The 25,928-nt window shown below is 63.6% G+C and carries 20 protein-coding genes and 1 riboswitch; of the genes, 12 read left to right on the top strand and 8 right to left on the bottom strand.

Features of this window, described 5'->3' with window-relative positions; all coding sequences use genetic code 11:
• Nucleotides 1–45: 45 nt before the first annotated feature.
• Nucleotides 46–927, bottom strand: coding sequence for a C40 family peptidase (locus ACX80T_RS13030; protein ID WP_459304621.1), 882 nt, complete (start codon nucleotides 925–927; stop codon nucleotides 46–48).
• A gap of 3 nt (nucleotides 928–930) precedes the next feature.
• Nucleotides 931–1,147, bottom strand: a riboswitch (cyclic di-AMP (ydaO/yuaA leader).
• Between the two features lie 302 nt (nucleotides 1,148–1,449).
• Here ACX80T_RS13030 and ACX80T_RS13025 point away from each other — a divergent pair.
• Entirely contained in the window at nucleotides 1,450–1,857 is a 408-nt protein-coding gene (locus tag ACX80T_RS13025) for a metal-sensitive transcriptional regulator (protein ID WP_019483230.1), read from the top strand.
• 233 nt (nucleotides 1,858–2,090) lie between these two features.
• Here the strand turns inward: ACX80T_RS13025 and ACX80T_RS13020 are convergent, their stop codons facing one another.
• Nucleotides 2,091–2,414: a heavy-metal-associated domain-containing protein gene (locus tag ACX80T_RS13020; protein WP_459304620.1), complete on the bottom strand. Its 324-nt coding sequence runs from the start codon at nucleotides 2,412–2,414 to the stop codon at nucleotides 2,091–2,093.
• Between the two features lie 302 nt (nucleotides 2,415–2,716).
• Here ACX80T_RS13020 and ACX80T_RS13015 point away from each other — a divergent pair, with 302 nt between their 5' ends.
• Together ACX80T_RS13015 and ACX80T_RS13010 are read left to right on the top strand one after the other, a co-directional pair.
• Entirely contained in the window at nucleotides 2,717–2,986 is a 270-nt protein-coding gene (locus ACX80T_RS13015; RefSeq protein ID WP_459304619.1) for an SHOCT domain-containing protein, read from the top strand.
• 10 nt (nucleotides 2,987–2,996) lie between these two features.
• A complete protein-coding gene (locus ACX80T_RS13010; RefSeq protein ID WP_459304631.1) occupies nucleotides 2,997–4,460 on the top strand; it encodes a multicopper oxidase family protein in 1,464 nt (487 codons plus the stop codon).
• A gap of 65 nt (nucleotides 4,461–4,525) precedes the next feature.
• Here the strand turns inward: ACX80T_RS13010 and ACX80T_RS13005 are convergent, their stop codons facing one another.
• On the bottom strand, nucleotides 4,526–6,634 hold the full coding sequence (locus ACX80T_RS13005; protein WP_019483235.1) for a DNA gyrase/topoisomerase IV subunit B: 2,109 nt from the start codon (nucleotides 6,632–6,634) through the stop codon (nucleotides 4,526–4,528).
• A gap of 258 nt (nucleotides 6,635–6,892) precedes the next feature.
• On the opposite strand from ACX80T_RS13005, the gene ACX80T_RS13000 reads away from it, so the two are divergent.
• Nucleotides 6,893–7,117, top strand: a complete 225-nt coding sequence (locus ACX80T_RS13000; RefSeq protein WP_019483236.1) for a DUF7455 domain-containing protein — start codon at nucleotides 6,893–6,895, stop codon at nucleotides 7,115–7,117.
• A gap of 112 nt (nucleotides 7,118–7,229) precedes the next feature.
• On the opposite strand, the gene ACX80T_RS12995 is transcribed toward ACX80T_RS13000, so the two are convergent.
• The 3 genes from ACX80T_RS12995 to ACX80T_RS12985 form a co-directional block, all read right to left on the bottom strand.
• Entirely contained in the window at nucleotides 7,230–8,480 is a 1,251-nt protein-coding gene (locus ACX80T_RS12995) for an RNA polymerase sigma factor (protein ID WP_019483237.1), read from the bottom strand.
• A gap of 285 nt (nucleotides 8,481–8,765) precedes the next feature.
• Nucleotides 8,766–10,013: a DUF4192 domain-containing protein gene (locus ACX80T_RS12990; RefSeq protein WP_459304618.1), complete on the bottom strand. Its 1,248-nt coding sequence runs from the start codon at nucleotides 10,011–10,013 to the stop codon at nucleotides 8,766–8,768.
• A gap of 107 nt (nucleotides 10,014–10,120) precedes the next feature.
• A complete protein-coding gene (locus ACX80T_RS12985) occupies nucleotides 10,121–11,128 on the bottom strand; it encodes a proteasome assembly chaperone family protein (protein WP_459304617.1) in 1,008 nt (335 codons plus the stop codon).
• A gap of 174 nt (nucleotides 11,129–11,302) precedes the next feature.
• Between ACX80T_RS12985 and ACX80T_RS12980 the strand changes: the two genes are divergently transcribed.
• The 4 genes from ACX80T_RS12980 (at nucleotide 11,303) to ACX80T_RS12965 (ending at nucleotide 16,826) form a co-directional block, all read left to right on the top strand.
• Nucleotides 11,303–12,841, top strand: a complete 1,539-nt coding sequence (locus ACX80T_RS12980) for a leucyl aminopeptidase (RefSeq protein WP_019483240.1) — start codon at nucleotides 11,303–11,305, stop codon at nucleotides 12,839–12,841.
• 189 nt (nucleotides 12,842–13,030) lie between these two features.
• Nucleotides 13,031–14,413 (top strand): dihydrolipoyl dehydrogenase, encoded by a 1,383-nt coding sequence (gene lpdA, locus ACX80T_RS12975; protein WP_459304616.1) that lies wholly within the window; start codon nucleotides 13,031–13,033, stop codon nucleotides 14,411–14,413.
• 125 nt (nucleotides 14,414–14,538) lie between these two features.
• Entirely contained in the window at nucleotides 14,539–16,347 is a 1,809-nt protein-coding gene (gene sucB / locus ACX80T_RS12970) for a 2-oxoglutarate dehydrogenase, E2 component, dihydrolipoamide succinyltransferase (protein ID WP_459304615.1), read from the top strand.
• A 47-nt stretch (nucleotides 16,348–16,394) separates the two neighbouring features.
• Nucleotides 16,395–16,826: an OsmC family peroxiredoxin gene (locus ACX80T_RS12965; protein WP_019483243.1), complete on the top strand. Its 432-nt coding sequence runs from the start codon at nucleotides 16,395–16,397 to the stop codon at nucleotides 16,824–16,826.
• Between the two features lie 65 nt (nucleotides 16,827–16,891).
• Here ACX80T_RS12965 and ACX80T_RS12960 read toward each other — a convergent pair whose 3' ends face one another.
• The gene (locus ACX80T_RS12960) at nucleotides 16,892–20,467 is read right to left on the bottom strand and encodes a S41 family peptidase (RefSeq protein ID WP_459304614.1); all 3,576 of its coding nucleotides are present in this window, start codon (nucleotides 20,465–20,467) and stop codon (nucleotides 16,892–16,894) included.
• Between the two features lie 118 nt (nucleotides 20,468–20,585).
• Between ACX80T_RS12960 and ACX80T_RS12955 the strand changes: the two genes are divergently transcribed.
• Nucleotides 20,586–21,479 carry a TIGR01777 family oxidoreductase gene (locus tag ACX80T_RS12955; RefSeq protein ID WP_459304613.1) on the top strand — a complete coding sequence of 298 codons (894 nt, stop codon included), beginning with the start codon at nucleotides 20,586–20,588 and terminating at the stop codon, nucleotides 21,477–21,479.
• 45 nt (nucleotides 21,480–21,524) lie between these two features.
• Here ACX80T_RS12955 and ACX80T_RS12950 read toward each other — a convergent pair whose 3' ends face one another.
• Nucleotides 21,525–23,201, bottom strand: a complete 1,677-nt coding sequence (locus ACX80T_RS12950; RefSeq protein ID WP_024477351.1) for a serine/threonine-protein kinase — start codon at nucleotides 23,199–23,201, stop codon at nucleotides 21,525–21,527.
• 107 nt (nucleotides 23,202–23,308) lie between these two features.
• Between ACX80T_RS12950 and lipB the strand changes: the two genes are divergently transcribed.
• From lipB to ACX80T_RS12935, 3 genes are all read left to right on the top strand, one after another.
• On the top strand, nucleotides 23,309–24,025 hold the full coding sequence (gene lipB, locus ACX80T_RS12945; RefSeq protein WP_019483247.1) for a lipoyl(octanoyl) transferase LipB: 717 nt from the start codon (nucleotides 23,309–23,311) through the stop codon (nucleotides 24,023–24,025).
• A 3-nt stretch (nucleotides 24,026–24,028) separates the two neighbouring features.
• Nucleotides 24,029–25,033 carry a lipoyl synthase gene (lipA, locus tag ACX80T_RS12940; RefSeq protein WP_019483248.1) on the top strand — a complete coding sequence of 335 codons (1,005 nt, stop codon included), beginning with the start codon at nucleotides 24,029–24,031 and terminating at the stop codon, nucleotides 25,031–25,033.
• An 89-nt stretch (nucleotides 25,034–25,122) separates the two neighbouring features.
• Nucleotides 25,123–25,875 carry a DUF4191 domain-containing protein gene (locus ACX80T_RS12935; RefSeq protein WP_019483249.1) on the top strand — a complete coding sequence of 251 codons (753 nt, stop codon included), beginning with the start codon at nucleotides 25,123–25,125 and terminating at the stop codon, nucleotides 25,873–25,875.
• The last annotated feature ends 53 nt before the right edge of the window (nucleotides 25,876–25,928 follow it).

Genomic DNA, 25,928 nt, shown 5'->3' with positions numbered 1-25,928 from the left:
GCCACTTTCAGTTCAGTTCACAAAGAAACTCCGTGAGTCAGGGTATTAGCCGTTGACTCGTACGAAGTATGAACCGCCGAGGTCGGATAGTGGGTGCTCGATGGTGAGGTTTGATCCGTTCATGCCGCTGCTGATGACCTTGCCGTTGCCGACGTAGATGGCAATGTGGCCGGGGCGGACGACGAGATCGCCGGGCGCGGGGCTGGAGACCCGGGTTCCGTACTGGTCGAACTGCAGGGGTCCAAGGTCGCCGACGTTCAGGCCGATGGAGCGCAGAGCGCGTTCGACGAGGATGGTGCAGTCCTGGATGGAACCGAGCTGCCCATAGGCCGAGGCGACCAGTGCTGCGCCAACTCCGCTGGCCGGAGCTGCCTTGGCTGCGGGTGCGATCGGGGTGATGGCACCGGAGGCCAGTGTCATCATTGCTGGTGCCGCATCGGCAGCGGGTGCGGCTGGTGCTGCAACTACTGCCGGTGCGGCGGGTGCTGGTGCAGGTGTTGAGTAGAACGCCTGGCTTGCAGTTGCTGCTGGAACGGCGGCTGCGCTGACGGCTGCGCCGCCGGTGAGCTGGATCTGCTGACCTGGGTAGATGATTGAAGCGTAGGACAGGCCGTTTTGCGCCAACAGGGTGTCGAGGTTAATACCGTGCAATGCGGCGATCGCTCCCAGCGTGTCTCCGGATGCGACAGTGTGGACTCCTGTTGCGGGTGCTGAGACTGCCGGAGCGGTGGTGGCTGCGCCCTGGGTGTAGGTTCCTGCGTGGGCGGTCGCTCCGACGGAGAAGACGAGGCTGCCGGTCGCGACGGCGATGATGGCTGGCTTGCCCAGTGCTACGGCCTTGGTCCTGGCCGACTGGGTCAGACCCTCGAGGGCGATGGAGTGGGTGGTGGCGGCGCGGTGGCGTGCCGAAATGGACTGACGTGACATGATTGTTTGCCTCTCCCATGCCTGCGGGGTGAGCTGTCGGGTTCGGATGGGAGTCACCCGGCCGTCCTCTACCTATGGGCTACGCCTGCCATCGCGAACGATGCTGCAGGTCTAGCACTGGATAGTCAGATCGACTTAACCCCGAGGGTCACCGCGTGCGGTGGCCCGGTGGAAACGTGGTTCCCCCGTCCCTGCCATCTGGATTGTGCGAACGGGTCCCGGTGCAGCGGCAGGGCTCGGCATTCTGCGCGGGAATGTGATCTCGGCGGGGTGCCGGGATCACTCGAATGAGAATACCCCACCGTGGTATCGAAGTCACGTTAGGGTAACGGGATTTTCAAGGATCACCGCACCCGCGGGCCGCCGACCCTCCAGGGAACCTATTTCATCTATCGAGCGTTCACGGCGGGGTGGATCGTCGATGATACTTATAAAGGCCGCGCAGAGCGCATGGTCGAGGACGTACCAACGGCCTCATCTGGGTCCGACCAGAACAGGTCGGAGCATTGAAAGGATAGCGCCGTGAACGCCGGAGCCGGACCTCGGAACAGTACCGATGACACCCCTGGGGCAGCTGCCACGGAAGTCCCCGCGCCGGAGTCCACCGTCGCGGATCAGCCGGTTACCGCCGGTGCGGTGCACGGTTATTCCCCGGACAAGGCGGCCTATTTGCGGCGTCTGAAGCGCATTGAAGGACAGGTCCGTGGGATAGCACGGATGGTCGACGAAGATCAGTACTGCATCGACATTCTCACCCAGGTCGCGGCGGTCAACAGTGCCATGCACGCCGTGAGTTTGGGCCTGCTGCAAAACCACTTGCAACACTGCGTCGTCACCGCAGCCCAAGAAGCCAAAACCACTGGGTCCTCCGAAGCCGTCGACGCGAAGGTCAAGGAAGCAACACAGGCAATCAGCAGACTACTGCGCTGAGCCTTCCGTCGGCGCATATGCGCTCCCAGGCTTCATCAGGTTGGCGTGAGTGGCTTCAATTGGTTAGCCCGGCCGGATGAGCTTCGGGAACGGCCACGAAGACGGTTTCAATTCCCGCGTCGGTGACTTTATCTGCCGCATCGGGCAGAAGCACACCCGAGGGTGTTCATCCGTACCCAGAATCGGTGAGATCCACCTCGCGCCCGGGAAATCCGGCCGGACCAGGGAAAAAGTCAGGCGCTCAAAAGCTGGTACCCGGCCTGCTCGACCGCCGAGCGTACTGCTGCTGAGGGAACCGCCTCGTTACTGTAAACGGTGACCGTGGAGGTCCCGCCGGACACGAGATCAATCTGGGCGTCGGTGACGTCATCAATCCCGCCGACTGCAGAGCTAACCCGGGACGCGCACGACCCACAGGTCAGGCCAGCGACACCGAAACTGGCGCTGATGCTGCCAGCCTGGGGAACCGTTTTGGCTTTGCTGTCCTGGGGGGCGCAGCAGGCACATCCGGAAGATGATGTGTCGGTCAGGGTCAGTTCGGAAGAAGTGCCGCACATGAGGGTCTCCAAAAAGTGAGGAATGGTTGTTCGAGAATCAGCGGGTGTAGCCATCCGGGTCATTCACGTTGGCTACAGCTGCTTGAGGGACCTTCTGGGAGTAAGCGGCCCCCTTAGGGCCGGACTTCCCACTTGGGTACTCATAAGGTATACCCCCTAGGGGTATATGTCAAGGGTTGATCCGGGTACCCGGATCCCGCAGCGACTGAAGTCACCCTGGGACCGATTGGGACCTAAGACTCTACTTTTGGGCCGACGCTAGGCGGAGACTGGAAATCATCTCGAGGTGAAAGGTATCCGGCATGATGTGGGGTTATGGGCAGGGATCAGCGTGGATGTGGCTTTGGGGCGTCCTCCTGATCATCGGGATTGTGCTGTTGGTACTGCTCGCAGTCAGGGTCCTTGGCAACGGAGGCCGTGTCGGATACGCGTCACGGGATGCCTCAGGGGTGGGCGGCCCGCCCCACGGCCGGAGCACCGCCCACCAGATCCTGGACGAGCGCTTCGCGAAGGGAGAACTCACCGCCGAAGAGTACCGCGAACAGCTCGAAGTTCTCGGTGAGGGCCCGTAGCAAACCCCCCATCAGCCGCCGCCAAGCGCTGCTACTGGGGGGACTCGGCATCGCGGGGACGGCGACTGGAGGTGCAGGCCTGATCTGGACTCTAACAACGCGGGAGCCACCCGTCACGGGAAGCGAACTAATCCAACCTCCAGTGTTACGAAGCAACAACGGTCAGCTACAGGTACGGCTGGAAGCCGCACCGGGACAAATATTGCTGGCCGGCCGACAGGCCGCAGCCCTCGGTTACAACGGGGGTATCCCCGGCCCGACACTCCGCGTACAAGCTGGCGATGTCCTCAAGATCAGACTCGTCAACAACCTGGACCAGCCCACCAACCTGCACGTTCACGGGCTTCACGTCTCTCCCGAAGACAATGGGGACAATGTCTTCATCTCAGTCGACCCCGGCAACACCTTCAACTACGAATACAAACTCCCAGAGGATCATCCACCTGGCGTGTACTGGTACCACCCACACCACCACGGCATGGTCGCCGATCAGATCTTCGCCGGGCTCTTTGGAGCAATCATCGTTGAGGATGTGGAACCCATCGAGGTGAGTACGGAACGGGTACTGGTCATTTCGGACACCACCCTGGACAGACTGGGAAACATCGTCGCAGTCCCGGCGATGGAACGGATGATGGGCCGGGAAGGTGAACTGGTCCTGGTCAACGGGCAAAGCAACCCGCAATTAAGTGCCCGCCCCAGGCAACGGGAACGGTGGCGCATCATCAACACGTGCGTGTCCCGTTACCTCCGCCTACAGGTCGACGAGGGGCAACTGCAGCTTCTCGGCATGGACTCCGGGCGCCTGCCAACACCCGAGAGCGTGGATCGACTTCTCCTGCTGCCCGGAAACCGGGCCGATCTTCTCATCTCCATCCCGGCCGGTGATTCCGTGCTCCGAGCGTTCTACCAGCGCCGGGGAAGGGCACCGGGAATGACGGGACGCGAATCCGGAGCACGCAACAACCCGGCCGGCCGCCCCGACGGCTTCGCGCTGGCCACCCTCCACGTGTCCGGCGAACCGGTCGCATCCCTGACAGCCCCGACCACGCAGAAGGGACTGGGAGACCTGAGGTTAGCCCCTATCGCGGCACGCCGGGAAATCGTCATGGCCGGCGGGGGCATGGGCGGGGGCATGGGCATGGGCATGATGCGTTTCACCATTAACGGCAACGAATTTAACCGGGACAGAACAGACACAACGGTAGCGGCCGGGAATGTGGAGGAATGGACGCTGACCAACACGGGCCCCATGGACCACCCGTTCCACCTGCACGTCTGGCCGATGCAAACTATTGAAGAAAACGGTCAGGTAGCGAACACAACGATATGGCGGGACGTGGTGAACGTGCCCGCCAACGGAAGTGTAAAAGTTCGGGTGGCTTTCAACGATTTCCGCGGACGCTCCGTCTACCACTGCCACATCCTGGATCACGAAGACCTCGGCATGATGGGGACCATCGAAGTCCGCTGACAAATCCGTAGCAAGACTTATCCGACTGACCTTGTGCCCTTGGCGGGACTTGACCCCACGAGGGGTCAGGCGTCAATCCGCTCCCGGTCCAGGGAGGCGGCGCCAGCCACGATGAAATCCTTGCGCGGGGCGACGTCGCTGCCCATCAACAGATCGAACACCCGCTCAGCCGATTCGGCTTCCTGGATCCGCACCCGCCGAAGAGTCCGGTGCCTCGGGTCCATGGTGGTTTCCGCCAGCTGCTCGGCGTCCATCTCACCGAGCCCCTTGTACCGCTGGATGGGTTCCTTGTAACGCTTGCCCTGCTTTTCCAACTCTGCCAGCAGCCGGGAGAGTTCCTGCTCGGAGTAGGTGTAGATGGTGTCATTCGTTTTTGACCCGTGGTTGACCACCTCGACCCGGTGCAACGGCGGGACCGCCGCATACACCCGGCCGGCGTCTACGAGCGGCCGCATGTACCGGAAGAAAAGGGTGAGGAGCAGCGTGCGGATGTGGGCGCCGTCAACGTCGGCGTCGGTCATCAGGATCACTTTCCCATACCGCGCTGCGTCCAGCTGGAAGCTGCGGCCCGACCCGGCGCCCACCACCTGGATCAGCGCCCCACACTCGGCGTTGGCGAGCATGTCCCCCACCGATGCCTTCTGTACGTTCAGGATCTTGCCCCGGATGGGTAGCAACGCCTGATAGTCGGAGGAGCGGGCGAGCTTGGCGGTGCCCAGCGCACTGTCACCCTCGACGATGAACAGTTCGGACCGTTCGACGTCGTCAATCCGACAGTCGGCCAGCTTCGATGGCATTGAGGACGTTTCCAGGGCGTTTTTTCGCCGCTGGGTTTCCTTGTGTACCCGCGCCGAGATCCGGGATTTCATCTCGGCAACAACTTTTTCCAGCAGGAGCGCGCTCTGGGCCTTGTCGCCCCGGGCCGTGGAGTTGAGCTTGGCCAGAATCTCCTTTTCGACCACTTTCGCGACGATTGCCCGCACCGCGGAAGTGCCCAGGATTTCCTTGGTCTGGCCCTCAAATTGGGGCTCTGCCAGACGCACGGTCAGGACCGCTGTCAGTCCGGCGAAGACGTCATCCTTCTCGATCTTGTCGTTGCCGGCCTTGAGCTTTCGAGAGTTGGCCTCGATCACTTTGCGGAAGGACTTCAGGAGGGACTGTTCGAAACCGCTCTGGTGGGTGCCGCCCTTGGGAGTGGCAATGATGTTCACGAAGCTCTTCACCGTGGTGTCGTAGCCGATCCCCCAGCGCAACGCGATGTCCACCTCGCAATCGCGTTCCACCTCGGCGATCTCGCTATGCCCGTTCTCGCCCAGCACCGGCACCGACTCCTTGAACCGGCCTGAGCCGTGCAGGCGCCACACATCGGTCACCGCGCTGTCCGCTGCGAGGAAGGTGGTGAACTCCGAGATTCCGCCGTCGTGCTGGAAGACTTCCTCCAACGCTCCCGCCTCGGCTGCGGTGCCAGGGAGGCGCCGCTCGTCACGGAGGGTGATCCTCAGCCCTGGGACCAGGAAGGAGGTTTGGCGGGCCCGTGCCTGGAGTTCCTCGTAGGAGAATTTTGCGTCCGGGGTGAAGATTTGCCGGTCAGCCCAGTACCGGATCCGGGTACCTGTCACACCCCGTTTGGTGGTGCCGACCACCTCGAGCCGGGAGCTTTCGAGGAACGGTTCGAACTTGGCGGTCGGTGACGGTGACTTCGCGTCCAAGAAACGGCCAGGTTCGCCACGCCTGAACGACATCTGGTAGGTCTTGCTGCCGCGGTCAACCTGGACATCCAGTCGGGCTGACAGGGCGTTGACCACGCTGGCGCCGACACCGTGGAGGCCGCCGGAGGCCGTGTACGAACCGCCACCGAATTTTCCGCCGGCATGCAGTTTTGTGAAGACCACCTCGACGCCGCTCAGACCGGTCTTGGGTTCCGCGTCCACCGGAATGCCCCGCCCGTCGTCGTGAATCTCGACCGAACCGTCCGGGTGGAGTATCACCTTGATGCTTTGGCCGTGTCCGGCGAGTGCCTCATCCACCGAGTTGTCGATGATCTCCCAGAGACAGTGCATCAATCCGCGGGAATCAGTTGACCCGATATACATGCCGGGCCGTTTACGGACGGCTTCAAGGCCTTCCAGGACGGATAGGTGCCGGGCGTTGTATTCGGTGCTTGGTGGCGCCACGTTGGGTGAGACTCCTTGGCAGGGGGTACAGGTGAGAGGCGACACCGGTCTTCGGGCGCCGCGCCGGGGGCCTCCGGACGCATGGCTTAAGCATATTCCCCCACCCGGGTTGTTCGGCTTAGGCGGGCCGCAGATCAAGCGGCAAAGGTGTGACGACGTCGGTCTATGCTACGCGCTCAGCGAAAGACCACCCAGCCTGCAATAGAACGGCAACGAATAGTGGTTATATGAACTACAGGAACCACTAAGGAGGCAATCATGACAACAGCAGTAGCAACCCGCGAGATGTCCGCGCTGGACCGCTGTGACCGCTGCGGAGCCCAAGCCTATGTGCGCGCAGTTCTTCAGTCCTCCGGTGGTGAGCTGCTTTTCTGTGGCCACCACGCACGTTCCGTCGAGTCGAATCTGCGTCCGCTGACGTCCGAGTGGCAGGATGAGACCAACCGTCTGAATGCAGCACCCGGACCGGTAAGCGAAGACTAAGAGCACCACCGACGGGCCGGCAATCCGGACCCGTTAAATCGAAAGTACCCCCACACTGATGTGTGGGGGTACTTTTTGCTATGGGGCTGGTTTCCCAACCCCATAGCGAGTCCTAGTCCAGGTAGTCGCGCAGCACCTGGGACCGCGATGGGTGGCGCAGCTTCGACATGGTCTTCGATTCGATCTGGCGGATCCGCTCACGCGTCACCCCGTAGACCTTCCCGATTTCGTCTAACGTCTTCGGCTGACCATCAGTCAGGCCGAAGCGCATCGCCACGACCCCTGCTTCGCGTTCCGACAGGGTGTCAAGAACCGAGTGCAACTGTTCCTGCAACAGGGTGAAGCTGACCGCATCCGCGGGCACCACTGCCTCGGAGTCCTCAATGAGGTCACCGAATTCAGAATCACCGTCTTCGCCCAGCGGCGTGTGCAACGAAATGGGTTCGCGGCCATACTTCTGGACCTCGACAACCTTCTCGGGAGTCATATCCAGTTCAAGGGCCAGCTCTTCAGGTGTCGGTTCGCGGCCGAGATCCTGGAGCATCTGGCGCTGCACACGGGCCAGCTTGTTGATGACCTCGACCATGTGAACCGGAATACGAATGGTCCGCGCCTGGTCGGCCATGGCGCGGGTGATCGCCTGACGGATCCACCAGGTGGCGTAGGTGGAGAACTTGAAGCCCTTGGTGTAGTCGAATTTCTCGACGGCACGGATCAGACCGAGGTTGCCCTCCTGGATGAGGTCGAGGAACAGCATGCCGCGGCCGGTGTAACGCTTGGCCAGGGAGACAACCAGACGAAGGTTGGCTTCCAGCAGGTGGTTTTTCGCCCGCTTGCCGTCATGGATGACCCATTCGAGTTCGCGGCGTAGTTTCGGATCGAGCGGCTTGGCCGCATCCTTATCGGCCGCCAGCTTCTCCTCGGCGAAGAGGCCAGCCTCGATGCGCAAAGCAAGATCAACTTCCTGCTCCGCATTCAGGAGGGCCACCTTGCCGATCTGCTTCAGGTAGTCCTTGACGGGGTCAGCGGTGGCACCCGCTGAGATGACCTGCTGGGCAGGGGCGTCGTCGTCGTCGGCGTCTGAATAGACGAAGCCAGATCCGGCCTTGGTCTCAGCCTCGGCTGCGGCCCGTTCGGTGGTTTCGGCAGGCTCGACCGGGTTACCGGCGGCGTCAAGCTCGGGGCTATCGTCTTCGACCTCGGCGGCCGCGGCGTTCTGGGCGGCAGCGGCTTTGGCTGCCCGCGCTGATAGCGGCTTGGCAGCAGCGGTCTTCGGTGCCGCCTTCTTGGGGGCGGCCCGGCGTTTGGTGGTCGTTGCTCCGGGTTCTGTTACATCCGGTGCAGTTGTCTTCTTGGCCGACACAGAGAACCTTTCATACGGCGTCTGTGATGTTACCAAGGGGGCAACACCACTATGACCCTGTCAAGTCCGTGAATGAATTCAAGCGGCTAAACGGGGCGTTCCTCATTGAAGTGGAACCGTCCCGCCCTCTGCCCTATTCCCAACCATCCTGCGAAGAATGGCCGATCTGACAGAGTAAAACACTACTTGATACACGAACCCGACCGGGTCTCGGTTCCTATTGTCGCACGATTCATGGGCTTCGATAAATCAGCGACCCACCCAAATCGGGTCCTTCGCAACCGGTTACGCAGCGTGTGGCGCACCATTGCGCCACGCCAGATCTCTGTCGCGTGACCATTCGGCGAGCATGCCGCGAGCCACCACCTCCTCGAGAAGTTCAGCAAGTGAATACCCCGGTATTTCCGCCATGGCTTCGCCCAGATAGACATGCGCCCGGTACCCCCGACCCCTGGCCCACTCGATCCAGCCCAGCATGGTGAGCAGGGCGGCGCGTGGTTCGCCCACCGCAACAGCTGACAGCCGACTGAACAGGGTGTGGGCAGCATCAACCTGCCCCCACTGCAGTTGCCCTCTGTATTGCCCGATCAGAACATCGCAGAAGTCCCGCGCGTGAGCCTGTGCGGACTCCATTGGCTCGACGGGCAGCGGCTGGTCCGGGTCGAGGCCGAGCAGCGTCCGCGCCGATGCCGGCAGGTGGGCGGGGCCGGTGCCGGTAGGGCGCACGGTGTTGCCTTCCAGACCGTTCGCTGCGGCCTCCCAGCCCAGCGCTGCAAGGACCAGAACGGCGTCACGGATGGGACGGGAAACCAGTGAGGCGAGGAGATGGGCGGCTACCCCGACCTCGGTGATCGGCACCGTGGATGCGGTGCGGGCCAGCAGGCAGTCCCATAGCCGGAGGGTGGCGGCGGCCTGGTTTGGAGTTGTCCAACGATGCCCAAGTGTCGCCTGCTCGTCTCGACAGAGCTTTGCCAGGTCCGCTGGATCAGTCCACGCCGCGGGAAGGTCCGATTCAACTGCGGCGCCCAGAGAGTCAGCAAAGCTGCTGCCGCGGAAAGTCAGCTCAGCGTTCAACGGGCTCGTCAGGACGCTCTCGATCGAATGCCCCGACGGTGGACAGCAACTCGGGTCAGCGCAGAAGTAGTCCCGCCACATGGTGTCGGTGACCAACCAACCGTCGCGCAATTGCAGCCCCACGCCGTCGAGGCATCGGGTGAGGCTTCGCACCAGGTCCCTGCGGGGTGGCGCTCCGGTGCGGGTCAACGGTTCCCTGGTATAGACGGCCAGCAGTGAACCGTCAGCGGTGGTATCCGAGGCGAGGATTGAACAGATACCTGCGGCGTAGCCGTCCGGATCCAGATTATTCGCCGGAAGGTCCACGCGCAGCGTTGCCCCGACCCGCTTCCCACACATGGTCAGGAGCACGAGGCTTTCTTCCGGCTGAAAACCCAAGGTGTGGAGGATGTAGCTGAGAATGTCAGCAGCAGACGTGACCTTGAAGGGCTGCTCCGGCGGTGGGGATGTTGAAGTCATGGCATGAGCATGGCTGTTGTCACCCCGCTACGGGTCCGGTCTCACCGCCATGTGAATAACTGCACCTGATTCGGCGCTGTCGAGGACTAGTCGGTGCCGATGCGGGCTCACCGTGACGGGTTGTCGTCACCCTCGGTGTCGCCGCCGGCGGGGTCAGCGAGGTCCTCGGCTTTGCGGTCCTCTTCGAGTAGCTGCTCCGACTCGTCTGCGGCCTGTGGACTCGCCAGGTATGCCTCGACCGCCGCACCAATCTCGTCAGCGTCAGCGAGCTCGCTATTGTCCTTCACCAGCAGCGACCGGCGCTCGGCGCTTCCGGCGCGCTCGTCGAAGCGCTTCTCCAGCGTGCTGACTACTCCACTGACCTCGGCAGACCCGTCAACCTGACGGGCGATCTGCCGTTCAACATCCCGGCCTGCCTCACGCAACCGGTCGGTGGGAAGCACCAGGGACGCCGAAGCACCCAGGTATTCCAGGGCCGTGACAGCTGCAGGAGGGTACTCGGCCTCGGCAAGGTAGTGGGGGACGTGTACGACGTAACCCACGACGTCGTGTCCCGACTCGATCAGACGCAACTCCAGCAGATGCCCCACCGATGCCTGTAGCTCTGCTGTGGGACGCCACGTGTTCATCCCCTCGATCAGGTCCGGACGGTTGCCGTGCACGGTCACTCCGAGGGGACGGGTATGCGGTACCGGCATGGGAATCGAATTGATCCAGGACACCAGGGGAACCTCGAACCGGTCCACAAGACCGGTGACCGCACTAATAAACCGCTCCCACTGCAGATCCGGCTCAAATCCGGCGAGCAGCAGGAACGGAACGCCCATCCCGTCATAGACCCGGTGGAGTTCAAGCCGGGGAGGGTGATAGTCCGCGAGGTGATCCTCGGCGAAGGTGATGCGAGGCCGCCTGCTGCGGTAATCGATCAACTGGTCGGCGTCGAAGACCGCCACCAGCTCGTGATCCAGGGTGGTGAGCATTTCCTCGATGACCTGGGACACCACGTGGCCCGCGTCGACAAATCCGGTGAATCCAGCAAGAAGAGGAAGTCCTCGCAGCTGCTGCCCGTCGATCAGGTCAGCGTTTGCGTTGAACAGAGTCTCTGGATTAAGCATTTCCCCTCCTAACAAGGTTCTCGGCTTTCAGTACCCGTTACAACGTCAGGGGGACGTACATTCATTCCGCCCGACACCAGGTTCCTTTACAGACTACGATCGATGGAGGAAAGGCGCGGTATGACGCGCTCACCTACCTATCTGTCCAGCACATGGAAGTGAGGAACACACCCAGTGAATATCGCCAGCGAACTCAAGCTGACAGCTGTCACCAAGGACTCCAAGAAGACCGCCGGTGACGCCCTGGTAATCGGCGTCGGCCAACAGTCCGGCGGACCAGTCCTGCTCGACTCCCCGCTCTCGGCGAAGGACGCGGCTGCCCTTGCCGACTCCCTCCCAATGCTCGGCATCACCGGCGGCGCTGACGAGGTTCGCAGGCTGCCCGGCCTGGAGGGCAGCGCTGCGGAGATTCTGGTGCTGACCGGCGTCGGCCGTCTCCCAGCTGACGGAGCGATCACCCCCGAGGCACTGCGCCGTGCCGCTGGCGCTGCAATCCGTCAGCTCATCGGACTTGATTCGGTGACCATCGCGCTGCCCGCACCGACAGTCGCCGACGCCGCAGCAGTGGCCGAGGGCGCAGCAATGGGTGCCTACTCCTACACTGAACACCGCTCCGCCCAGGCAGCAAAGAACGGATCGCCCGCCAAGGAACCGGTCAGCAGCGTCACCATCGTGACTCCCGCCGCGCAGGACAAGTCCTTGAAGGCCGCCCTCAACCGTGCAGCCATCCTGGGCCGCGGCGTCAACATCACCCGCTCGCTGGTCAACCAGCCACCCAGCCACCTGTACCCGGAAACTTTCGCGCAGGCCGCCAAGGATCTGACCAAGGGTCTGCCGATCAAGGTCACGGTGCTGGATGAGAAGCGCCTGGAAAAAGAAGGCTATGGCGGAATTCTCGGCGTCGGGAAGGGCTCGTCCCGCCAGCCCCGGCTGGTCAAGATTGAGTACTCCCCCAGCTCGGCCAGCAAAAGCCTTGCCTTTGTTGGCAAGGGCATCACCTTCGACTCGGGCGGACTGTCCCTGAAGCCTGCTGCTGGCATGCAGACCATGAAGCTCGACATGGCGGGCGCCGCCGTCGTGCTGAGCGCTGTCCTCGCCATTGCCGAGTTGGGCCTGCCCATCAAGGTGACCGGCTGGCTGTGCCTCGCCGAGAACATGCCATCGGGAAGCGCGCAGCGCCCCTCAGATGTGATGACCACCTACGGTGGCCGCACCGTCGAGGTCCTCAACACCGATGCCGAAGGCCGGCTGGTAATGGCCGACGCGCTGGCCGCTGCCAGCGAAGAGGCACCGGATGCCCTCATCGATATTGCCACCCTCACCGGCGCCCAGATGATCGCTTTGGGGCGCCGCGTCTCGGGTGTCATGGGCGACGATGACGTGGTTGATGCAGTCAAGGGTGCGGCGGACCGGTCCGGCGAGCTGTTCTGGCCGATGCCCCTGCCTGAGGAGCTCCGCCCGAGCCTCGACTCCCAGGTGGCTGACATTGCCAACATTGGCGAGAAATTCGGCGGCATGATGACCGCGGCGGTCTTCCTGCGCGAGTTTGTCGGCGAAGTCAACGGTCGGAAGATCCCCTGGGCGCACCTGGACATTGCCGGGCCTGCTTTCAACGAAGGCGCCGCACACGGCTACACGCCTAAGGAAGCCACCGGAGTCGGTGTCCGCACCCTGCTGGCATACGCCGAAGACATGGCCACCACCGCCAAGTAAGCCTGCTGGGCAGTCTCATCCCCGCAACAGGGGTGAGACTGCCCACATCAGGGCGGAGATCGCCCTTCATCAAGTAGATGCCGGCCGGATCTGGGGATAGGGTAAGTCCTGATCACACCAAGTATTCCGCCAAAATCATCAACCGACGGGCGCACTAGCCCGTCACAGATTACGCGAGGGAGCGTCCAAGTGGCCGATACGGCAGCTGCGCAAGAATTCGACATCCTGATTCTGGGCGGAGGCAGCGGTGGCTATGCCGCCGCACTCCGAGCCGTCCAGCTGGGATTCACCGTGGGACTCATCGAGAAGGGCAAACTCGGTGGCACCTGCCTACACAACGGGTGCATCCCTACCAAGGCCCTGCTGCACTCGGCCGAGGTCGCCGACACGGCGCGCTCCTCCGAGAAATACGGTATCAAGGCGACATTCGAGTCGATCGACATGCCTGCGGTCAACGCCTACAAGGACGGCATCATTGCCGGTAAGTACAAGGGCCTGCAGGGATTGATCAAATCCAAGGGCATCACGGTCATCGAGGGCGCAGGCAAGCTCACCGCCACCAACACGGTTGAAGTGGATGGCACTTCCTACACCGGCAAGAACATCATCCTGGCTACCGGTTCCTACTCCCGCACCCTCCCGGGCCTCGAAATTGGCGGGAAGGTCATCAATTCTGATCATGCCCTGAAAATGGAAACGCTCCCCAAGAAGGCCATCGTGCTCGGCGGCGGCGTCATCGGTTGCGAATTCGCTTCCGTGTGGAAGTCCTTCGGCGTCGACGTCACCATCATCGAGGGCCTCCCGTCACTGGTTGCCAATGAGGACGCCACCATCGTCAAGGCGTTCGAGCGGGCCTTCAAGAAGCGCGGCATCAACTTCAACACCGGAACCTTCTTCGAAAAGGTCGAGCAGAACGACGACGGCGTCGTCGTCACGCTGGCCGACGGGAAGACCTTCGAAGCAGACCTGATGCTGGTCGCCGTCGGCCGTGGTCCCGTCACTGAAGGACTCGGCTACGAAGAGGCCGGCGTCACCATTGATCGTGGCTTCGTGATCACCGATGAGCGTCTGCACACCGGCGTCGACAACATCTACGCCGTTGGCGACATCGTTCCCGGCCTTCAACTCGCGCACCGCGGGTTCCAGCAGGGCATTTTCGTCGCCGAGGAGATCGCCGGCCTGAAACCGGTCATCGTCGAAGACGTCACCATCCCCAAGGTCACCTACAGCGAACCCGAAATCGCGTCGGTGGGTCTCACCGAGAAGGCCGCCAAAGAAAAGCTCGGCGAGGACAAGGTCCTCACCCAGGAATACAACCTTGCCGGCAACGGCAAGACCTCCATCCTGGGGTCGGCTGGCCTGGTGAAACTCGTCAGCGAGAAGGACGGGCCAGTCATCGGGGTGCACATGATCGGCACCCGGATGGGCGAACAGATCGGTGAAGCACAGCTCATCGTGAACTGGGAAGCCTACCCAGAGGACGTGGCGCAGCTGATCCACGCCCACCCCACCCAGAACGAAGCGCTGGGCGAAGCACACCTCGCCCTTGCAGGTAAGGCGCTGCACGGATAACCGTGCACTAAGCTCGCAACTAAGCGTTCCACCAGCATTACTCGCAACCTTGGCGCTGCGGTGCCGGCCCCCTCCACGGGGCCAGCACCGCAGGGCAAAAACTATTCAGGAGAAACGGGGACACTATGTCTGAATCCGTCAACTTACCCGCCCTCGGCGAAAGCGTTACCGAAGGCACCGTTACACGCTGGCTCAAGGCGGTCGGCGACCGCGTGGAGGTTGACGAACCCCTACTCGAGGTGTCCACCGACAAGGTCGACACTGAGATCCCGTCGCCAATTGCCGGGGTCATCGAGGAAATCCTTGTAGCCGAGGACGAGACCGCTGAAGTCGGAGCGCCGCTGGTGCGCATCGGCGACGGGTCGGGCGGCTCGGACGACTCCGCTGCGTCGGGGGACGCGGCCGAGGAGCCTGCCGCAGAGGCCGAAGAGCCCGCAGCTGAAGAACCAGCCGCCGAGCCCGAGCCCGAGGAGAAAGCCCCCGAGCCCGCCGCTGCGGAGTCCTCCGCTGACTCCGCTGACGACTCGTCAGGCGGCGAGAGCACCGAGGTGACCCTTCCCGCCCTCGGCGAAAGCGTCACCGAAGGAACCGTCACCCGGTGGCTCAAGGAAGTTGGCGACGACGTCGAGGTGGACGAGCCCCTGCTTGAGGTCTCCACCGACAAGGTCGATACCGAAATTCCGTCGCCAGTCGCAGGGAAGCTGAAGGAAATCCGGGTTGGTGAGGACGAGACCGTCGAGGTTGGCGCAGTGCTCGCCGTCATCGGCTCCGGCGGATCTGCTCCGGCCAAGGCAGAAGCTGGCGCTGAGCCGGTCGCTGCTGCGTCGTCGGAAGAGCGTGAAGAGCCAGTAGCAGAGCCTGCCAAGACGGAGGACGCCCCGAAGGAAGAGGCCAAGCCGAAGGAAGAGGCCAAGCCGGCTGCGCCCAAGGCGGCCGAAGAGAAGCCCGCAGAGAAGAAGCCCGCGGCGGACAAATCCTCCGAGGACAAGTCGGGCGGGTCCGACGCCGCGTACGTCACTCCCCTGGTGCGTAAGCTCGCGAACCAGCAGAACGTCGATCTGCAGTCCGTCAAGGGCACTGGAGTGGGCGGTCGGATCCGCAAGCAGGACGTGCTGGAAGCCGCTGAGGCAGCCAAGAAAGCACCCGAGCCAGCTGCAGCTCCGGCTGCACCAGCAGCTCCAGCACCGGCAGCGCCGTCGGCTGAGGCCTCGAAGCTGCGTGGCACCGTCGAGAAGGCGCCACGCATCCGCCAGACCATTGCCCGGCGGATGCGTGAATCGCTTGAGGTGTCCGCCCAGCTGACCCAGGTCATCGAAGTGGATATGAGCAGGGTGGCGCGACTGCGTACCTCAGCGAAGGACAGTTTCCAGGCCCAGAACGGCGCGAAGCTGACCTTCCTCCCGTTCATCTCCAAGGCCGTCACCGAGGCGCTCAAGCAGCACCCAAAGCTGAACGCATCCTTCGATGAAGAAGCCAAGGAAATCACGTACCACGACGCCGAGCACCTGGCGATCGCCGTGGACACGGAAAAGGGTCTGCTGGTTCCCGTCATCAACGATGCCGGTAACCTCAACCTGGCTGGCCTGGCGAAGAAGATTGCCGACGTCGGCTCCCGGACCAAGAGCGGGAAGATCGGTCCGGATGAGCTGTCGGGCGGTACCTTCACGATCACGAACATCGGGTCGGTCGGCGCACTGTTCGACACCCCGATCATCAACCAGCCTCAGGTGGGAATCCTGGGCACCGGTGCGATCGTCAAGCGTCCCGTGGTGGTGACCGCCGACGGCGAGGACACCATCGCCATCCGGTCCATGATGTACCTCAGCTTGACCTACGACCACCGCCTGGTCGATGGTGCCGACGCTGGCCGCTTCCTGCAGTCATTGAAGGCACGCCTTGAAGCCGGCGCATTCGAATCGGATCTCGGCCTGTAACACGCACCATCCCCGAGGTCAGTAATCAACCATGAAGGAGAACAGTTATGGCTACAGTACGTAACGCCCACACCGTCTGGAGCGGCAACCTGCAGGCCGGAAGCGGCCAGGTCAGCCTCGACAGTTCGGGACTTGGCACCTACGACGTCACCTGGAAAGCCCGTTCGGAGGAAGCAGGCGGCAAGACCAGCCCTGAAGAGCTGATTGCTGCCGCCCACTCCTCATGCTTCTCCATGGCGTTCAGCCTGGCGCTCAGCGAGGAAGGCAAGACGGCCGACCGGATTGAGACCAAAGCCGAGGTTGATTTTGTGCCCGGTGAAGGAATCACCGCCATCCGGCTGATCCTGAACGCTGCGATCCCGGACATTGAGGACGCTGATTTCCAGCGGATCGCCGAGTCCGCCAAGACCGGCTGCCCTGTGTCCCAGGCCTTGGCCGGGGTCAAGAGCATCACTGTTGAGGCAACCCTGCAGTCCTAGTTCCACGCAAAAGAGGCGGCCAACCGGATATCCGGTTGACCGCCTCTTTTGTTTTCCCCGGAGGGTTAGCTCTTCGTCGGCCGTGGCGGTAACGGGCCCGGGTTGAGCTGGGGGTGGTTGGTCCGCACTGGCGGTACATCGGTGGGTAGCTCGGAGATCATCTCCCGCAGGATTGCGACACCCTGCTCCAGCTGAGGATCCTCCCCAGCCGCATAGGCGTGCGGCGGGAACGGGACCTCGATATCGGGGTCCACTCCGTAGTTCTCCACACCCCACCCGACGCCGCCGGTCATCCAGAATGCGTATCGCGGCTGTGTGACGGCGGTGCCGTCGGCCAGCGCGAACCGGCCATCGATTCCGACGACGCCACCCCAGGTGCGCGTGCCGATGACGGGCCCGATGCCCCTGAGTTTGGCTACCTGGGTGATGATGTCGCCGTCGGATCCCGCGAACTCATCCGTGAGGATGACCACGGGTCCGCGCGGGGCATGCGCGGGATAGGTACCTGGTTGCTTACCACGGGGGAAGGACCAGGCGGTGACCTTCCTGCCAATGAGTTCGGCCACGAGTTGCGAGGTGTGGCCGCCACGGTTGCGTCGCACGTCGACCACCAGGCCGTCGCGTGCGGTTTCACGGTCAAGATCGCGGTGCAATTGCGCCCAGCCGCGCGCCACCATGTCCGGGATGTGAAGGTAGCCGAAGCTGCCGCCCGAGGCCTGGTGGACGATTGCCCGGTTGGCGTTGACCCAATTCTGGTAGCGCAGGCGTTCCTCACTGCGAAGCGGAACTACTGCAACGCGCCGGACTGATGCGGCGTGGGTTTCATCCCCTGCGTTCTCCTCCGTGTCCTCCCCTGCGTCTTGTCTTGAGGGCCGGAGAACTGTGAGTTCGACCGTTCGGCCGGCGGCACCGGTAAGGAGCACGGCCGGGCCGTGGGCCAACGGTACTGGGACGCCGTCCACCGCTGCGATGATATCTCCCTCGGCGACTGCCACCCCTGGCGCAGTCAGAGGGGAGACCGCCTGCGGATCGGAGGACTCCCCGGCGAAGATGCGTTGCACCACCCAGCCGTGGGCTGATGGGGCCAACTCGGCGCCGAGGAAACCCTGTGCGCCGGTTCCCGGCTCCCCGAACAGCAGCGGAGTGACATAGGCGTGGGATGTCCCCAGCTCCCCGTGAACCTCCCACAGGACGTCCACCAGGTCGTCGTGCGACCCGAGCCGCTCCACCAGGGGACGATACCGGTCCCGGATGGCTGGCCAGTCCACGCCGCCCATATCTTCGGCCCAGAAGAAGTCACGCTGCAACCGCCAGGTCTCGTCGAATGCCTGACGCCACACGCTGACCGGGTCGAGGAGCACCCGGATCCGGCCCAGGTCCACCTCGACGTGGTCGGGTGAGTCCTTCTCCACCTTGCCCTTGGTTGGGACAGCAGTCACCTTCCCGGCGTGGATGAGCACAACCCTGCCGCCGTCGGCGCTAACTTCGAAACTGTCGACCTCGGCTGCCAGTGTCTCCGCGTCGCGTTTCGCGAGGTCGAAGCGCTCCAACCGTTTCGCCGGATCTTTGGCCGTGGTGGTGGCCCGACCGTCACCGGTCACACCGAAGCGCTCGGTTGCCGTCCACAGCAACGCGCCATCCACCGCGCGAAGCCCCTCGTAGCCGCCCTGGGGTACGGGTACCGCAACGATCCGCTCTGCCAGTCGATCAGGATCGACGACGACGCACAGGTCCGGTTCGCCGTCGTCGTCCCTGCCGCCCGCGGACCGCTGGGGTGCGGCGGGCCCCGAGGCTTCTGTCGAATGCACCGACGGCCCAAACGGTGACGGCGTGTCAGCGGCGAGGGCCACCAGGAAGGGTTTCGTGGACACCGGGAAGCTCAGGTCAAAACGGTGGGTGTCATACACCGGGTCAAAGCTGCGGTCTGAAAGGAAGGCCAGGTACCGGCAGTCGCGGGTAAACACGGGTGAGTGATCCCGGAACCGGCCATCGGTCACATTGAGGATCTCGGCACCGGGCTCCGCCCGGGCCAGCCGGACCCGGGTCCTGGCACCTTCACCCGTTACCGGTTCCGCCCAGGTGAGCCACTGCGAGTCAGGGGAAAACGCCAGGTCATCGACCGCGCCGTGGGTGGTTGAGCCCAGGGTGAAGAGTTCGCCGGTGGAGATCTGGAGGAGCAGGATTTGTCCCATCTCGCCGGCCACAGCCACGCGGGTTCCGTCGGGACTGGTGACCAGGTTGCTGGCCCGGAACGGTCCATCGAATGCCCACCGCGACAGGCCTGCCGCTGCTGCTATGTCCTGTGCGGTGACAATGTCCGAGTCGGGCGCGCCCCCTTCGGACTGGGTTTCATCACCGGGCTGGGGCTTCGCCCCGGGCTGGTGCCCGGAACCCGAGGGGACGTCAGCGCCGGGGCGGCCTGCGCCGTCGGACGTTCTGACCGCGGGAACGGGGGCCGGCAGATCCGGCTCCTGCGCTGCGTGTGTTGAGGGACCGGCGGCGGCCGATGAGGTGGATTCTGACGCAGGACTGTCGGTGCCGGCGGAAAGGCCCGCGTCAAAGACGTTGCGGATATACAGCGCTTCTTCACCATCGTGGTCGGCGATGTAGGCCACACGGTCGACGCCGAGGGGCCGCCCCAGCCGCGCGCGAACACCCGCGGTGGCCTCCACCACGCGTGACGGTCCATCCCGGTGCGTCAGCCAGTGCAGGGTGCCGTGGCTCTCGACGACGCTGGCAGACCCCGTCGCTACCGGGGTGGCTGCCGCGAGGTGTCTGACCACGTTCAGCGGCTGGGGGCGCCGTCCGGTGGTGGCTGAGCCGAGTGAGATATCAAGTTTGACCGGTTCAGCATCGAGCGACTGCAGCAGCCAGATCGATCCCGCGGACTCAAACACAATCCGGGTGCCATCGGAGGTGGCATGCCGTACGTAGAACTCCTCGTGGTCGGTGTGGCGTTGCAGGTCCTCACCCTGGGGTGTCACGGAGTACAGGTTGCCGTAGCCTTCGTGGTCAGACAGGAAAGCCAGCCGGTTATTGATCCACATCGGATCGGCCAGGTTGCCGTCGAGCTCGGGGAGGAACCGGGCGAAGTCCCCCGACCCGTCCGCATCCATCCAGAGTTTGCCGGCTGTTCCGCCGCGGTATCGCTTCCACCAGGCGGGCTCGCGGGTCAGAACGCTGGAAATGACGAGGGGACGCTCGTCGCCGACAGCCGGGCCGGGCACTATCGCATCGAGTGGTCCGTAGGGGAACGCGGTTTGGGCGGAGCCGTCCAGCGGGACCCGGTAGCCCCAGGCGTGGCGCGGGTCCTCGTGTCGGAACGCGCTGGTGGCGATGACCTCCCCGTCAGCCGTGAAGCCTCGAACCTTCGTGCTCTGGTGGCCCCAATAGGTCAGTCTGCGGAAGTTTCCGCCCTCGGTGTCGGCGGCGACAACCTCGGGTGCACCCGCCTGGGTGACGGTCCAGGCGATGGTTGCTCCGTCGGGAGAGAATCGGGGCCCGCGGGCAGGCAGCTGCATTGCTGAGATCCGCCAGGCGCGTCCCCCCGACAATGGTGCGACCCACACATCGTTTTCTGCTACGAAAGTGAGCAGGTCACCGTGGACATGTGGAAAGCGCAAATAGTGTGAGGAACCCATCCGACGATCATAGCCACGAACCTTGTTGGCAGTGGCGTCGAGGGGCCGCGGGGAAGCCCGTCCTCACGGCCGGAGCCTGTGGTTCCCATTGGGACCGTCGGGGTGGTGGGATAGGGGTATGAGAATTCTGATTTCCGGTGCATCCGGAACCATTGGCAAGGCCTTCATCAAACAGCTGGAACCGGGAAAACATCAGGTGAAACGGCTCGTCCGCCGGGCCCCGTCGGGGCCTGACGAAGTCCAGTGGGATCCTGTGGCCGGAGGCCTCGATCCGGCGATCATGGATGCCACCGATGCAGTGGTCAACCTATCGGGCGCGGGCATCGCCGGGGCGCCGTGGACGAGGAGTTACAAGGAAACGCTGTACTCCTCCCGGCTGACCGCGACCCGCACCCTGGTCGAGAGCATGCGTCGGGCAGATTCACCGCCGACAGTATTCCTCAGCCAGTCGGCGTCTGGCTACTACGGCAACCGGGGGTCCGAGGTTTTGCCGGAGAGCGCAGCCTCGGGTGATTTGCTGCTCTCTGACATCTGTCGGCGGTGGGAAGCTGAGGCACTCCGGGCGCCCTCGTCGGTACGTACTGTCCTCATGCGAACCGGTGTGGTGATGTCCACCAGCGGCGGCGCGCTGCCCAAGTTGTTGGTCCCGCTGCGATTTTTTGTGGGCGGGCCGTTGGGATCGGGAAACCAGTGGTGGCCGTGGGTGACCCTTGATGATCAGGTTCGAGCGATGGCGTTCCTCCTTGAGGCTGAGGCCAGCGGACCGGTCAACATCTCCTCGCCTTCCCCCGCGACGCTGACCGACCTGACCGAGGCTCTCGGTGCTGCGTTGAACCGGCCCACCCGCTTCAGGGTTCCTGAGTGGGTCCTGACCGCGGTCCTTGGCCAGCTGGCCAAGGAGTTGTTACTGCCAAGCGCACGGCTTGACCCCACAGTGCTCAAGAATGCGGGATTCGAATTCCGGCACAGTTCATTGGACGACCTGGCCCGATGGGTTCGCGAGTCCCGATAACCGAGCCGGAACAACACCAACAAACAACGGGCGGCGCCCCGGGTTCTAGGGCTCGTGGACGGCGGAAATCCGCCAGTGATCGGGTCCTCGCTGAAGAACGAAGACCAGTTGCTGGGTCACTGGCGAGGTCTCGGTCCGGTGCACATCTCCACTGGGGGTGACCTCGTCGAAGCCAGAGGTGGTGGCCGTGGCGGCGACCGCAACAACCTGGCCGCCAGGACCGGCACTGTCAGTCGCCACGGCGGCGCCCGATGACAGTTCGACCGGTGTGAGGTCTGTCAGTTCAATCGTGAGCCCGGACAGGGTGTGTCCGCGGTCCCTCAGTTCCAGCACTGCTTCCTCGTCGGCGGCCATGGCTGGCGATGAGGGCACATTGACCAGCTTCAGGAGTTCGGCGTCGGCAGTCTCAAAGGCTTGTTCCCTGAGCCGGGACAGGAGAGGCAGGACCGTCAGGGGATCGGCGTCGGCGAGTGTAGTGGACGCAACGGCCGCGGTGGGGGCCGCCGCGGTGGAGCGGGTTGTCTCCTGCGATGGTGGGATCTCTGCCGTGGCGGCTGTCTCACCCTGGGCAGGCGGAGTGCTGGAAGGGCCGCTGCCATCCAGCGCGCCCGGGGCCTCTCCCCCGATTCCCAGCAGCGTGCCTGCGAACAGTGCACCGCAGACGGAGAGCACAATCATGCTCAGGGCGGTAACCGCCAGTCCGACTAGCCGGCCCGGACGGCGGGTCCGATGGGTTGCTGGCCGGCGATCGGAGGGCTGATGTTCGCCCGACTGGTGATCGCCAGGCCGACGTTTTGCGGGCCGGTGTTTGCCTGCCGACCGGCGCCGTCCCGTTGGCGGGTTGGCTGAACCAGTAGTGGACCTGCGCGTCCTGAGATGCGGCAACACATCCGGGTGGACGGCTGCCACCAGATCAAGCGGCTCGGCCTGCGCCGTGCGCTGCACGGCCCGGGCAAATTCGCTGGCGGTGGGTCTCTCCCCCGGTTCTCCTTCCAGGCCCCAGTTGATGAGGTCCATGAGGTCCTCGGGCGCTTCCGGCACCAGCAGGGAAAGCGGCGGCCGTTGGATCGCCGGCCCCGGAACCCGCCCAGTCAGGGCGAACCAGCCGACAGCGGCAAGCGCATAGATGTCAGCCTCGGTATTCAGCCCGTCAGGGTCCTGAGGCGTCTCCTGGAAGCCTGGTGTGCCGCCCGCACGATGTCTGGCTTCCCCCAGCAGCCGACCGACCCCGAAGTCAGCCAACAGCGGTTTGCCCACTTCCGTAAACAGGATGTTGCCGGGCGCTACGTCCCCATGGACGGCTCCCAGGCCGTGCAGGAACGCCAGCACCTGCGCCAGCGGGGTCAGCACCGTGACAACCTCCCCCGGAGGAAGAGGGCCTCTCACGGAGACGAGGTTCAGCAACGACCCTCCGGCGGCGTATTCCATCCGGAGGCCCATCCCCTGGTCAGTGTGGATCACTTCATGGAGGGTCACCAAATGCTCATGCGGGAACCGGGCAAGGAACCGCTCCTCGCCACTCACAGCATCGGATCGCAGGGGATCAGCGCAGGCCGGGCCAAGAACCTTCAACGCGAAGAACTCTCCGGAGTCGTTCCGAATCAGCCAGACGTTCGCGCTGCCGCCGCGACCCAGCAGACGCTCACACTGGTAACCCGTAAGCAGCGGCGGGGTGGAAATCGGTTCCTCCCCGCCACCCCTGCCGGTGCGGCTGCTGTCCATGCACCAGTTGTAGCGGATCCCGGAAAACCTCGCAGAAGTTATCCACAGCAGCCCCGTGGCATGCATCAATGTCAGCGATGTCCCCGCGCAGGTCTACCCTTAACCCCATGACACTTCAATATTCGCGTGTTGGACTGGATCCGGAATTCGTTGACTATGAGGCTGGCTGGGATTTGCAGCGGAAGCTCCACGCCGGTGTGGTGGCAGGAACAGCACCGAGCACAGTCCTCTTGCTGGAACACAGTGCTGTGTATACGGCAGGGCGGCGCACCGAGGACCAGGAGCGACCGTTTGATGGGACGCCGGTGGTACCGGTCGATCGAGGCGGGAAACTCACCTGGCATGGCCCCGGCCAACTGGTGGGCTATCCCATCCTGGCTTTGCCGGAACCCACCAGGGTGACCGGCTACGTGGCCATTCTTGAAGACGTGATCATCGCGGTCCTGAAAGATTTCGGGATCAACGGGATCCGCATCGACGGCAGGTCAGGAGTGTGGGTCGCCGCCGATGACACCCGTCCGGACCGCAAGATTGCCGCCATCGGGATTCGCATTAACCGCCGGGTCACCATGCATGGGTTCGCGGTGAACTGCAGCAACGACCTCGCACCCTTCGCCCAGATTGTGCCGTGCGGAATTTCCGACGCTGGCGTGACCACAATCTCCGCTGAAACCGGCTACAGGGTGACCCCAGCGGACATCGTTTCGCGGATTGAAGACGAACTGCGCAAGAATGAACTATTACTGGTTGCCGAGGCGGCAGAAGATTTCCGCCCGTCAAGCACAGCCAACCCAGCCGGTCTGATCCGGCCGGAAGGAGCATGACCCGTGAGTCTGGCCCCCGAAGGACGCCGCCTTCTCCGCATTGAGGCGAGAAACGCCGAGACCCCGGTGGAGCGTAAACCCGACTGGATCAAAGCGAAGGTGAACATCGGCCCCGAGTTTGTGGCGATGAAGAACCTGGTGAAGAAGGAAGGCCTCCACACCGTGTGCGAGGAGGCGGGCTGTCCCAACATCTTCGAATGCTGGGAAGACCGCGAAGCCACCTTCCTGATCGGCGGTTCGGAGTGTACCCGTCGCTGTGACTTCTGCCAGATCGATACCGGCAAGCCGCAACCGCTGGACCGGAGCGAGCCGTTCAAGGTGGCCCAGTCCGTTCAGTCAATGAATCTGCGCTACGCCACCGTGACCGGCGTCGCCCGCGATGATCTTGAGGACGAGGGTGTCTGGCTTTACGCCGAGACTATTCGCCAGATCCACAGCATGAACCCCGGCACCGGCGTCGAGATCCTCATTCCAGATTTCTCGGGCAAACCTGAGCACATTCAGGCGATCTGCGATGCTGCACCCGAGGTGTTCGCGCACAACGTCGAGACGGTCCCCCGGATCTTCAAGCGCATCAGGCCCGCGTTCCGCTACGAGCGGTCATTGGACGTCATCACCCAGGGCAGGGACCTGGGCATGGTCACCAAATCCAACCTGATCCTTGGCATGGGCGAAACCCGGCAGGAAATTTCTGGAGCCATGCAGGACCTGCACGACGCCGGCTGCGACCTGATCACGATCAACCAGTACCTGCGGCCCAGCGAACGCCACCTCCCCGTGGACCGCTGGGTGAAGCCCCAGGAATTTGTCGAACTCCGTGAGGAGGCCGAAGAGATCGGTTTCCTTGGCGTCATGAGCGGACCGTTAGTCCGGTCCTCCTACCGTGCCGGCCGACTCTGGGCGCGCGCCATGCGCAAGAAGGGCCTGGAACTGCCCGCAGCGCTGGCGCACATAGAGGATTCCGGATCGACGTTGCAGGAGGCGTCAAGCCTCGCGCCCACGGGCTAGCCCGACAGCGAGCCGCCACCCAAGGCATTGGGCCGGGGTGGTTTCGACGCGTCCAATCAGCGACCTGGATCACGTAGAATTGAAGCATTATGGCCAACAGCACTGAATCAGACGGATCATCCACCCCTAAGCGACGCCTCTTTTCCCGGAAGCCGAAGCCCGAAAAGGGACCGAAGAAGACCGGGCGGATGAAGCAAATCTCCGAGGTCTTCAAGATGACCCGGCGGAATGATCCCAACGTGGTGTGGATCATGCTGCTGGCGTTCCTGTCGATCGTCGCCGTCGGTCTGGTCATCGGTTTCCTGATCCAAAACTGGATCACCATGCTGATCATCGCCATCCCGCTGGGCTTCCTCGCCGCAGTGTTCATCTTGTCCCGTCGTGCCGAGCGTGCCGCGTTCTCGCAGATCGAAGGACAGCCCGGGGCTGCCGGCGCCGCACTCAGTGTGCTTCGGCGAGGCTGGATCCTGCAGGATCAGCCCGTCGCGATGAACCCGCGGTCGCAGGATGCGGTCTTCCGCGCTATCGGCCGGCCTGGCATCGTGCTGGTTACCGAAGGTCCGACGGCTCGGGTCAAACCGCTCGCTGATGCTGAGAAGCGCAAGATGGCGCGGATCGTCCCCAACGTGAAGGTTCACGTCATCGAAGCCGGTCGCGGCGAGGGCCAGGTGCCCTTGGCCCAGGTCGCCAAGAAGGCGCAGAAACTCAAGAAGAATCTGACCAAGCAGGAAGTTCAGGCGGTCAACAAGCGGCTGACCGCCCTGGGCACCAAGCTGCCGATCCCCAAGGGCGTTGATCCGTTCAAGGCTCGTCCGGACCGCAAGGCCATGCGGGGGCGCTAGGTCCGCACGAACGCAGGATTGGTTTGAGGGTCGACCTCGCTATCGGAGAGTGT

This window comes from Arthrobacter sp. Sr33, assembly GCF_054511195.1.
The sequence above is the reverse complement of the archived record's forward strand: the minus strand, read 5'-3'. Positions and strand labels throughout refer to the sequence as shown.